This window comes from Bowmanella yangjiangensis (genome assembly GCF_017255015.1).
GTDB classification, from domain to species: domain Bacteria; phylum Pseudomonadota; class Gammaproteobacteria; order Enterobacterales; family Alteromonadaceae; genus Bowmanella; species Bowmanella yangjiangensis.
This window is the reverse complement of sequence record NZ_JAFKCS010000257.1, coordinates 1-1,113: the sequence shown is the minus strand read 5'-3', so window position 1 is coordinate 1,113 and position 1,113 is coordinate 1. Positions and strand designations below refer to the sequence as shown.

Genomic DNA, 1,113 nt, shown 5'->3' with positions numbered 1-1,113 from the left:
GGCCTGTCACTGGCCAGCGAACCCTATGTGGCCGAGTCCCTGGTCATCACCTCGGGCCGCATGCCCGAACCACAAGCCCAGGCCACGGCGGCCACCACCGTGTTCGAGCGTGACGATATCGAGCGTTTGCAGGTCAGCAGCGTTGCAGAGCTGCTGCAGCGCGTTCCCGGTCTTAGCGTCGTCCGCACTGGCGGTACTGGCAGCCAGATGGGCGTGTTTCTGCGCGGCACCAGCACGGCACAAACGCTGGTGCTGGTCGATGGCCAACGCATCGCCGCGGCATCCAGTGGTACCAGCAGCCTGGAATTTCTCGCCCCCGAGCAGATCGAGCGTATCGAGGTCGTGCGTGGCGCCCGTTCGGCACTCTACGGCTCCGACGCAATCGGTGGTGTGATACAGATTTTCACCCGCAAGGGCGATGATCAGGGGCTCGCCCCTTACGTGCGCCTGGCAGCCGGCAGCGACAGTACCTACCAGCGCAGCCTTGGTCTTTCCGGGGGAGATCAGCGCACCCGCTTTCACCTGGGCGCTGCACTGGACGAGACGGCCGGTATCGACGCGACCCGCGACGGTTTCGGCGCCAATGGCGACGACGATGCCTACCGCAACCGCTCACTGAGCCTGAGTCTGTCGCACCGCGTCACTGACGACCTACAAGTTGGTCTCAGTGCGCTCGATCAGCGCGGCCAGGTGGAATATGACGATGTATTTACCGGCTTGCTGCCGACAACGGATTTTCAACTCAGCAGTATTTCCGGCTTCATCAACGGCCAGCTGAACGAACACTGGAGTAGTCGCCTTGAACTGGGGTATAGCAAAGACCAGCGCGACACGGGCGATGATTCACCGGCAGCGCCATATTATTCATTTTTTACCTACACCACCTATCGCGACTCGGTGAATTGGGTAAACACCCTGACCCTCACCGATAACCAGCAAATGCTGGTCGGAGTCGACTGGTACGAGGATCGCCTGCACAGCAGCACAACTTTCGCGGAGGACTCACGCTGGAACCGCGCCGCCTTCGTCCAGCACCGCTACTCCGGCGACAAATTCTCTACCGAGCTGGGCCTGCGTCACGACGACAATCAGCAATTCGGTAGCGAGAACACC

General features: G+C 61.3%; 1 protein-coding gene. It reads left to right on the top strand.

Annotation, left to right across the window (positions count from 1 at the left end; translation table 11 throughout):
* On the top strand, window positions 1-1,113 hold a 1,113-nt coding region (locus J0A65_RS23795; protein WP_206596750.1), incomplete at both ends, for a TonB-dependent receptor plug domain-containing protein.